This is a genomic window from Nitrosomonas sp. Nm34 (genome assembly GCF_900113925.1).
In the GTDB taxonomy this organism is placed as follows: domain Bacteria; phylum Pseudomonadota; class Gammaproteobacteria; order Burkholderiales; family Nitrosomonadaceae; genus Nitrosomonas.
This window is the reverse complement of the sequence record NZ_FORD01000078.1, coordinates 1-9724: the sequence shown is the minus strand read 5'-3', so window position 1 is coordinate 9724 and position 9724 is coordinate 1. Positions and strand designations below refer to the sequence as shown.

General features: G+C 47.2%; 13 protein-coding genes. 1 reads left to right on the top strand and 12 read right to left on the bottom strand.

Features of this window, described 5'->3' with window-relative positions; genetic code table 11:
• Positions 1 to 65 precede the first annotated feature (65 nt).
• From BM283_RS16085 to BM283_RS16035, 11 genes are read right to left on the bottom strand one after another with little or no spacing between them, the layout of a single operon-like run.
• Entirely contained in the window at positions 66 to 476 is a 411-nt protein-coding gene (locus BM283_RS16085) for a DUF1799 domain-containing protein (protein ID WP_090694915.1), read from the bottom strand.
• Positions 440 to 778 (bottom strand): hypothetical protein, encoded by a 339-nt coding sequence (locus BM283_RS16080; protein ID WP_090694913.1) that lies wholly within the window; start codon positions 776 to 778, stop codon positions 440 to 442. Before BM283_RS16080 ends, BM283_RS16085 begins: the two co-directional genes overlap by 37 nt.
• Before the next feature lie 42 nt (positions 779 to 820).
• Positions 821 to 1750: a phage tail tube protein gene (locus BM283_RS16075; RefSeq protein ID WP_090694910.1), complete on the bottom strand. Its 930-nt coding sequence runs from the start codon at positions 1748 to 1750 to the stop codon at positions 821 to 823.
• Positions 1750 to 2073: a hypothetical protein gene (locus BM283_RS16070; RefSeq protein ID WP_139225315.1), complete on the bottom strand. Its 324-nt coding sequence runs from the start codon at positions 2071 to 2073 to the stop codon at positions 1750 to 1752. Before BM283_RS16070 ends, BM283_RS16075 begins: the two co-directional genes overlap by 1 nt.
• 11 nt (positions 2074 to 2084) lie before the next feature.
• Positions 2085 to 2441, bottom strand: coding sequence for a hypothetical protein (locus BM283_RS16065; protein WP_090694905.1), 357 nt, complete (start codon positions 2439 to 2441; stop codon positions 2085 to 2087).
• A 9-nt stretch (positions 2442 to 2450) separates the two neighbouring features.
• Complete coding sequence (locus tag BM283_RS16060; RefSeq protein WP_090694903.1) at positions 2451 to 3197, bottom strand: hypothetical protein; 747 nt, start codon at positions 3195 to 3197, stop codon at positions 2451 to 2453.
• A complete protein-coding gene (locus BM283_RS16055; RefSeq protein ID WP_090694901.1) occupies positions 3197 to 3625 on the bottom strand; it encodes a hypothetical protein in 429 nt (142 codons plus the stop codon). The genes BM283_RS16060 and BM283_RS16055 overlap by 1 nt, the downstream gene beginning before the upstream one ends.
• A gap of 15 nt (positions 3626 to 3640) precedes the next feature.
• Entirely contained in the window at positions 3641 to 4072 is a 432-nt protein-coding gene (locus BM283_RS16050; protein WP_090694899.1) for a hypothetical protein, read from the bottom strand.
• Positions 4072 to 4368, bottom strand: coding sequence for a head-tail joining protein (locus BM283_RS16045; protein WP_090694896.1), 297 nt, complete (start codon positions 4366 to 4368; stop codon positions 4072 to 4074). Before BM283_RS16045 ends, BM283_RS16050 begins: the two co-directional genes overlap by 1 nt.
• Positions 4368 to 4712, bottom strand: coding sequence for a DUF2190 family protein (locus BM283_RS16040; RefSeq protein WP_090694895.1), 345 nt, complete (start codon positions 4710 to 4712; stop codon positions 4368 to 4370). The genes BM283_RS16045 and BM283_RS16040 overlap by 1 nt, the downstream gene beginning before the upstream one ends.
• Before the next feature lie 58 nt (positions 4713 to 4770).
• Positions 4771 to 6681, bottom strand: a complete 1911-nt coding sequence (locus BM283_RS16035; RefSeq protein ID WP_090694893.1) for a prohead protease/major capsid protein fusion protein — start codon at positions 6679 to 6681, stop codon at positions 4771 to 4773.
• A 915-nt stretch (positions 6682 to 7596) separates the two neighbouring features.
• Between BM283_RS16035 and BM283_RS16030 the strand changes: the two genes are divergently transcribed.
• Positions 7597 to 8124, top strand: coding sequence for a hypothetical protein (locus BM283_RS16030; RefSeq protein ID WP_090694891.1), 528 nt, complete (start codon positions 7597 to 7599; stop codon positions 8122 to 8124).
• Positions 8125 to 8548: 424 nt separating this feature from the next.
• On the opposite strand, the gene BM283_RS16025 is transcribed toward BM283_RS16030, so the two are convergent.
• On the bottom strand, positions 8549 to 9724 hold a 1176-nt coding region (locus tag BM283_RS16025), incomplete at its 5' end, for a phage portal protein (protein WP_090694889.1).

Below are 9724 nucleotides of genomic sequence, written 5' to 3'. Positions count from 1 at the left end.
CAAACGCAGCGCGTGTTTGATCGTCAGCAGATAGAATGACTTTTTGAATATTCTCAGCCATGAGCTTATTTTCTGTTCAGGATAGGCAGCGCCGCATCTTCCATGATCATCAGGCTTTCCAGTATTACCTGCTGTTTTTTGCGTTTAATCCGCATCATGTTGAGTGTGCTCTCGATAGACGGACGATCTATCCCAAAGTAATGGCCGGTCATGCCATCCACCCGCCAGCAACGACGCAGTGCAATGAATATATGCACAGCTTGTTTATTCTCAGGCCATACGGCAAATAATCCATCGTCATCGTCCCCTTCTTCTTCAAGCTGATCTTGCCACTCTGCAATTACCTGCTCCCATTCGGTGGGATCAGCCGCACACTCATCTGGCTCAACATTACGGTTGGCTGATTTTCCTTGAGCCGCCCAATGGCGGGCGGCATCGGCTAGTTTTTTCTGGCTGCAGCCTTGCCGTTGTTGCAATTCATGTACGCTTCCACCAGCCCTGCGCGCACATACCCTTTTTTAATCAGCTTCTCCCGCGTTTCATCGCCATACGGCAGAGGACTTCCTTTCTCATCTACAACATCCTCACCCCAACCAACCAGCACACGACGCAACATATCAAGATCATTACCTCCGTCCTGATAGATCGCGCTAAACTCATCCTGGTCGATCAATTCAAATTCAGCAGTAAAGGTTGCTTTCTTCACACCGCCGCCATCCTTTGGAATGTTGATGTTTACCGGCCATTTGATGGATTTCTGCTCTTCGACTTTAAACATAGGTTTCTCCTGGTAAATTTATGATGTTGTATTCGTGGCGAGTTATTGCGTTTTAAACGTCCACTCGTTATTTCCGGCACTGGTCGGCTGCAGCACCAAATCCATATTCAGCATGACGGTATTACCGTTCTCGCTTTTGGTGGGATTGGTTAACTGCACCTGCCCGGCATCAATCAGCACTTTATTGCCTGCGCTAGTGCCATGCACCAAGGCGAGTGCGCCAGTAGTTTCTGCGCGACAGATGCTCTCAAAATCCTTGGCAGCCACGGTCGGTAGTTCAATCACGACTTTGCCGGTACTTTTTCTATCGTTAAACTGCATGCGCTCTGAATTAGGCCGGTTGATGTAATCAATGACATTGCCTTGGGTGAGGGTGAGAGATTGCAATGCTGCGGCAAAGCCGTGCAAATTGAAGGTGGTGTTCTGCTTGTTCATCGCGAGCGGTTTCTGGAACGCGGTCAGCACTGGTGTACCGAATGCGACGGCAGTAATGCCGCCATACAATCCTTCCAAGGTGATATGCGCGACAGGGACTTGCCCTTCGTTGAAGCGCAGTTCCATGGTGCCGTACGCCCCCAGGATCTTGTGCAGCTGGCCATCCCAATTGAAATAGCTGGTAACGGACTCTTCGCCTATGGTGATGAGTGCATAAATAGTCGGGCCGGTGGTGGGCGTGAGTGTTTCGGACATGACACATCCGCGCATGATAGGGCTGTAGCCTGGCTTGGTCGCTACTGCCCCTGAGCCTGCCAGCTCAATATCGAACTCCACTTTCATAGTATCGCCGACTTTGATCTGTCCTTGGTGACCGAAAAACGGCAGTGCGTTGTTGCGTTCGACATAACGGATATTGGACGAAATATTAAAATTCGACACCAGCATGTCGTCGGTACCGACCACCGGCACCGCATCCACGCCGTAGCTGCTCTCGACCTTGACCTGGATGATCTTTCTTCTTGATCTGATTGGCATTACTTATCTCCTCGTTTATTTTTCTTACGTGTCGGCTGCGTTATCTGTTGTGCTGGTTTTTCGGGTTCTGGTTCTGGCATTGGCTCTGCCGGCGGTCTGGCTGGCTTGATCAGCAAATGTTCACGCCCAGTGTGAGGTCTCAGCTTGCCGGTTTCAGGATCAATCGTGTATGAGCCGCCCACGCCATGGCATTCATCGGGTTGTTCTGGCTGCGTGCGAAGCTGATCATTCTCTGAGAGATCAGCCAGCCTGCGCTGGCCAGTCTCGGGATCGAGGATGTACGAGCCACCTATGCCGTGGAATTTATCGGGTTGTTCTTTCATGGGCCGATCACTCATTTTTGTGCCGCACGGATAAACAGTTCATCCAACTGCTCATCAGTAAGCCCAAGCGCTACAGTAACCGCAGCAATGTATGGGCTATTCCTTACCAGCTTGCCGCCATACTCCCAGCGTATCTTGAGTTCAGTATCATTTGACTGGTCGATATAATCATTGACCATATCGAGTAACCCGGCTTCAAGCAGCGCGATGCGCGCCTGGTGAGCGCTGACTTCCTGTGGTACCGGATTAGGTTGGCTAGACATGTCCTCTTCAGTGAATACGTAGATACCCGACTCATCTACGACGATCTCTTTTGGCTCCGGATACGCCAACGCCTGTTCATACGTTAAATCATCAATAATGGCCATGCTGAATCCTTACAGGTTATATACTTCGACCAGGTAACTTTCTATCGTCATCGGCTCGCATGAATACATGCCTAATGCCAAAGCAAAGTTGCGGTTAACAGAAAAATCGAATGCAGAAACAACAGGATTGGTTGTTGACGGGCCAAATCCCCCTGCCATATTATCTGCCAGCCCGATTTGGGATTGATTGGTGCCGCGCATGTGTATGCGCGCCTGGTATCGGTATGAACTCATATTGATTAAGTTATTTACTTCAGACATTTTCAAAGCAAGCGTGCGGTAGGATAACGATTTAGGATTTGCGCTATTTTTAAGCGATACCAAGGCATCGGCTTTTATGATGGAATTGGGCCCTAACGGTGCGATGGTCGCTAAAATGTAATTGATCACGATATTGCCCAGAGCCATAATCGGCGCTGCCTGCGAAGCAAATGCGAGATCGATCCCAATCTTATTGCCAGTCCCATCAGCATCCAAACTGATAATTTTATGGATGGCTAATCCGACCCAGCCTGCGCTTGCTGTCACAATAAAAATATTCGCACCGATCGCATCAGCAGCAGTCAATCCATGAGGGCCTGCGCCTGTTAGCAGCACCTTACCTGCGCCGTTATCAGATACCGTTATGCCAGTAAAGGTAGTCGCTGGGGTAATCAGTTTGACCGGCACGCCGCTGTAAGACTGCAGTGGAGCTCCTGATGGACCGGTGTCGCCTTTCGGCCCTTTGATACCTACATTAGTGATTTCAATTGCCATTAAATCGCCTCCTGCACGATAATCTGGAACGTTTCCGTGCTCTCGACTGCCGACCCTGGGTCGGTGTAAGTCACGTCGCCAAACAACACACCGAGCGGCCAGGCAGAGGTATTGGCCACCGACATGGTGTACTCGCCTGCTGCCGCACTGGTAACGGAAACCGATGGCGTGGCGATGACATTACCGGCGTTATCCTTGATCTTGGGTGTAATGGTGTAGCCGGTCAGATTGACAGGCGAACCGCTGCCATCTTTGGCAATGACTGCAACCGAGAAGGTATCGCCTTTCTTGATGTTTATCTTCACCACATCAGCTGTCAGTGGATTGACATAGCCGTTGGGCGAGCGTGAATCGGTACCGGAACTATAGGTATAGCTGCCGCCCACGCCCGCATAGATGTCGTTAACAATAACGCTCTCTACCGTCATTAAATGAACTCCTTACTATAAAAGACTGGTTTCATCAGTCCTGAACTGGATAACAAATTCTTTGCTGACCATCGCCACCGGTTTTTCTAGCATGCCGCGGGTGCGCCTGGTTTCTCCTTCGGTCAGGTCGATGGCCATATTGTTCACAGTACGATCAGACATGATCAGATTGTAGGCTTCGATCAGCGGCACATCAGCAAGCGAATAAGGCGCAGTACCCTTGATCAGGATCATGAGCCGTAGGGTCAATTGGCGATTGGCGATACCCAATGCGGGCAGCTCTGGCACTAGTTCATCCCCTTCCTCGATCACTACTGCCGGAAGTTCGCCATTCAAGGCTGAATCCAGATCTCGGAAAACTGAGCTGGGGGCAATCGTGGTCATCGCACCCGATGCTGCCAGTTTGGCGTAGAGATAACCCATCATCTGTTCAACGCGGCTGGCCATTACACCTCCTCGAGTTGCAACAGCGTCATACCCGCTCCGTCTGGCTGAGGTGCGCTTGCTACCTGGTAATGGGTGTTATTAATAGTCAGTGCCGTCCCTTTTATTACCGCTGAAACGTCAGCACTTCTGCACTGAAAAGTAGGATTGCTGCCACCGATCACATTGCTGAATTCAGCGTATTGATTGTGGAAAATACCGTCTACCGCCACGCCGTCGATAAAGGCAGTGGCGTTGGCCAGGTGGCGGATAACCGCATCATTGGCCCTTTTTTCCAGCGCTGCAAAGCGTGTTATCATTACGCACCGACTGCGACATAGGAACCGAGCTTCATCAGCACGGTTGCGCTTGGATTAGCTGCCGCCGCTACCGCAATGCCGACACATTGTTGTGCTGAGGCGGTTTTGTTCACGACCTTATTGGTTGCATCCCAGAAGAGCCTGTCACCGACTGAAATAGCTAAAGCACTGGTTTTGGCAATCTCGACCACGCCTTCAGTGACAAAGGAACCGGCAACGCCACTGGTCACGTTCTCTGTCGCCACACCAAACAGGCCGGTACCGAACAGGTATCCGACACCCGAGGCGACGTCCGCACCGGGTGCGAGCGATAAAACATTGCCATCCTGAATATAATTGTTCATTCCTTAATTTCTCCGTGTAGAGGCGGACACAGGATCCGCCCTTGGTTAATCAGCCTGATCAGGCGCCGTTATTTTTGTAGAGACCGCGATAGTCGATTGCTTTGGCTGCAAAATCCAGGCGAGCTTTGATTTCCATGCCATCTACATCAAAGCCTTGACGGGTTTCGATATAGACGCCGTTTTGTCCTTCGAGGTAGCAATATTCAATGGTATCGATCGAGGTATTGTCCGCAGCGAGATACCAGGATTTTTCACTGGTGGCATCCAGCCGAGCTTCTGAAATCACTTCGAGTTGACCGGCAAACGGATTAAAGTCGCTTGATTTGGCTGCAACGTATTGCTGACTGACGAATTGTGCCGCAATGGTTTCCAGTGCAGCAGGTACAATCAGGAAACGCGGGAGCAGATTCATGACCGCGCCTTTGGGCGTAGTTTGCTTGCGCATCATCTTGCGCCCAGTCCCTAGTGACTCGATACTGATCACAGTGCCGGTACCAGTCAAATTGGCGTGCGTGTTGTGGAACAGCGCAACACCATCCGATAGCGCAGCATTGGCTGTCAGAATGCCGTACACAATGTCACTTTCGTAATTGGCTGCGGCCATGGCAAACATGGCCGGTATGCGGGTAAAGGCACTGAGGTCGTCATTGATGATTGCCTGGCGGGTGAGGCCAATGATTTTGCCTACGGTAGCGAGCTGATAGGTTTCTTTGCCATCAGTGATCGCGCCACGCTTGAACTCACCATTCTCGGTCACCGATTCCAATGCAGGCGCATCGGAAAGGTTGACGCGGCTCATTGACTTGAAATCAGGAGCGGTTGACTGCCGAGCCCATGCCTGGAAAGTGCGTGGTGCAGCTTCATAGGCTTGGCGCAATGTTTTATTGGCCACATTGGCTAGAATGTTCGGAAAATCGGAGGTGCCCTGGAATGCACGGGAGGCAATTTGCATGCGATCCAGGCCGCGTGTCTTTTCACCTTTTTGTTCCAGCGTATCCCGCACCAGTTCGATCAGGCTCAATCCGGCATATTGCCGTGCACCGTCTGAGAGTTTATTACTCGGACGGTAACGGTGCATAAGCGCTTCCGCTACCAGTTCACGCCGGGTATCAGTTTCGTCAGTGATGGTGTGAATATCTGCCCGGCTGCTGATCTGTGCCTGCTCGGTACGTTTCGCGAGCTGATTTAATACTTCTTTGCGCGCATCGTCCAATGACATGCCGCGCTCAATCAGATCATCGGCCACCGTCTCATCCAGTTTTACCGATCGCACCATCTGCTTGATCTCTGCCATGCGCTTGCGTTCTGCCGCCAGCACTTCATTCTTGATCTTGTCTGCATCTACCTCTGCTGTTCTTTCGTGCACGGCAGGAGGTGCATTGTTGACTACCGGCGCTTGATTTTCATTTTCCACAGTTCTAACCTCATTTTCATTGATTGATCTTCCGATTCCTACGGTGGCATCAGCCGGTATGTCACACAGCGTAACTTCTAGCGGCAACCAGCTGGTTACGCGGTATTCACTGGGCTGGTCTTTGTTTTCCTTGATGAGCGTGCGCTCGATGATGCGATAGCCGACGCTGACGTTGGCGATGATGCCGTCCTCGATATCCTGCAACAGGGGTTTCATGTCATCACGGCGGGACATCTTCACCTCGACATAGCCACGTCCATTCTCGATCCATGCCCTGGTTGTCCTGCCAACTGAGCGCAACGGGGCATTCTCTGTTTTACTCATGCCATGATTGAGCAACACAGGTGCGCCGCCATTAAGTCTGGACAAATCGACCTCTTCCGATTTATGACCAAGCACCTCTATCCACGGCCCGTCAAACCAGCTGGAACGTAGATAGGGTTCTTCTGAAGAAAAAGGGAATTCGAGGATTAAATTCTGGCTCTGCTCAGAATCACTGGCAGCTCGCCTGGTGATGGTTAGATCAAAATTTCTGGTGACAAGATTCTGTGACATATGCCCAAACCGTGAATGATTTGGGCATATTTAAGATGAATTAAATGGACAAAAATATAAAAAATGTCCTTATTTGATTCCAATGAATGTGCTGTTAGTAGCAATAGGTAGCAATTTATATATGCCAGCAGATAAGTAATTGAATAAAAATTAATATGAAAATCTAGATGAGTTACAAAGATACTCAATTAATAAATATCAGTAGTTGAGATAATGATGAAAAAATGGAATGTTAAAATTAAGTAAATAGAAAAATAAGGTTAAAAAAATAACCTACTGGGTTAATTTGAAAAAATTTTAACCATTTAAGAGTTGTTTTATTAACGAGGCATATTGTAGATTTAGAAAAGTATTAAGCATCCTAAAGCACTACGAAGTACATCATGAATTAGAATTTATGCAAAATACAACTGGGAATTTTATTAGGGGCCGTATATTTTCTTTAAAACGCGGAATTGGAATTATTAATCAATCTAACAAAACTAATTTCTGAGAAAAAATTATTTGGATAAATTTTGTTTGAGATTTTATTAATAAAGAATGTAAGAAAATTAGATCAAACTCTTGCTCTTAACAACAAGATAACCATTGAGAATATAACATATAAATCAATATGTTATTTATGAATTCTCTTAATCCTCTCATTATCCGCTCGCAAAGTGTCTATAAATTTTTTAAAAAATATTAGTTAAACTAGTAACTGGACGCAAATATATCTCTTGCAATGTTTTGTCTGATTGGATAATATAATAGATGAGATGAGTAGCATGAAGAAATTTATAAGAACTGAAAATGAAAAAGGCTTAATCCCCTAAATGAATCAAGCCTTTTGAATAATACGGTTTTTTTACCCATCAAAAATAGATGGAACCTAAAATTACTTATTTGAAATCACGCGTATAAAAGGACGCATGAATGTCTATTCTAGAAAAACATATTGATTTTGTCAAGAATCAGATTGCTTATCACCAAAGGCAATCAGAAAAACTAGGCAAGAAAAACGATTCAAGATCAGATCGAACTTGCTCAAATCATAAGAAAGTTTTGGAAGATCTCGTGGATCTTGCTGAATTTCTCGAATCCATACCCAAAGACTTATCTTCTTTAGATAAAAAATCAAAGGCTGTCTCATCATCCTTACATATTTTACCGTCAGATCTCGAAGGACTTCCACAAGAGCTTTTGGATGAACTAAATATTTCCGATAGTGATAAGCAGGAGCTGGAAATTATCAAATCACTAGAAAACGCAGGTGGAGTGTTAACCATCGATAAGTTAATGATCCAGTTGTATCGAGATACTGGAGCTATACACAATCGGAAACAATTAGCTGCAAAATTGTACAGAATGACATCAAAAGGATTGCTCAGATCTAATCAAGATAAGAGGGGAGCGTTTGAGATAGCGGATTCACTGCAACCAGAAAATCAAAACGAATGGTAAGAAGAAAATAATATGAGTTTGACAGTGCGAGTGTTAGCAGCACCACGCACTGTCTAGATGTAGCAGGTACTGGACGGCACTCTACATCGGGCAATGCTAATTACGAAATAAAGCAAGTAATTATAGCATAGTCTTTGGTTAAGATTCACAGGTACGTCCTCTCATTTATTTGGAGGAAAATAGACTATGTCTATGATCTGCAATTACCCAAAGGCAGTATATGTACGCGCTTATGTCCGCTATAGATATGAGCGATATGAGTATGTATGTCAGCACTGCCGTAGCTATCCTGGCACTTACTGCTAGTGTTAGACTAATGTAATAATCGGGGTCAATTTTCAAGAGTTGGCCCCTTTTTACCCTCACTAGGGTTGCTTTATCACAGCTTTATCACTTGTTTTTCTCAACAGATTTTTCAAATTTTCTATGGTTTCGGTGCAACATCGCCTTCAACCATATCATTGCCAAAATCTTTTGGATCATACGGATATGGCATTCCGAATTTTTCAAACATCGCCCGATCTTTGGCTATTTCCTCGATCAGTTTCTCTGGCGTATATCCACGGGCGCGCGCTGCTTCCGAAAAGGATTTGCGTGAGGTATTCAGTTCTTCCGTTTCGCTTCTCACATCCTTAAGCGGGTCAACCCAGTCCCATCTTGGAGTGGTCCAATCGGTTTCGATATTGGATTTTATGCTCGATGAGATTGCGGCTGTATTCAGCCATATGGTCATTACCCTACGGCAGAACATTGGAATAAAGGTCAACCATTGAAACTGCTCCACTTCCCGGCGGAAATCAAGTGTTCCGGCACGCATAGATGAATAGTTTGCTTGCGACAGATCGCCTGTCATCTGCTGGTACGTGATGCCGATTCCAGCAGCTATCGCATGCAGGCGAGCACTCACATATTCAGCATACCCGGTCGAAGCAGGCGGATTATTGAAGGTGATCTTTTCTCCACTTGACAAATATTCAACCATCCCAGGGGATAGCTCTTCCAGTTTTCTGGCTGAGTCAGATTCTGTTTTGACCTGGCCTAACGCGGTATTCTCATCGTCAGTTTCGACCACGGCAGTAATACACGCTTCGGCTGCTTTACGTACCAATGTTGCTTCTTCATATTCATCCAGATCATTGGTCGTAATCATCGCGGGAGCAAATATCGGCACACCTCTCGACTGGCCCGGCCTCAGCTTTTCGTAAATATGAATGATATCTTCTGCAGGTACACGGTAGGATTGCAGCCCCCTGAATTTGGGTGAGCTTTCTCCGGGATGCTCTTTGTATAACCAGTAAGCAGCGCGACGGCCAATCGCATCATATTCAATGCCGTACTGAATATAGCCGCCGTTTTTCAGATCCTCGAATTTCGACGAGTCCAGATAGTCTGGTTCCAGTACCTGGATTTGCAGCGGCACGCTTAACCCATCCTCAGGTCTTCGGTATCTGAACCGGACCAGGCATTCACCGGATTCAAAGATCGTTCTGGCAATGAGGCGTTGCAACCCATAGAAATCAAGTTGCCCATCAGCATCACTTTCATTGATCCAGTTGTCCCAAAGTTTTACCGCTGGCTTATTCTGAATGCTGGGAACGAC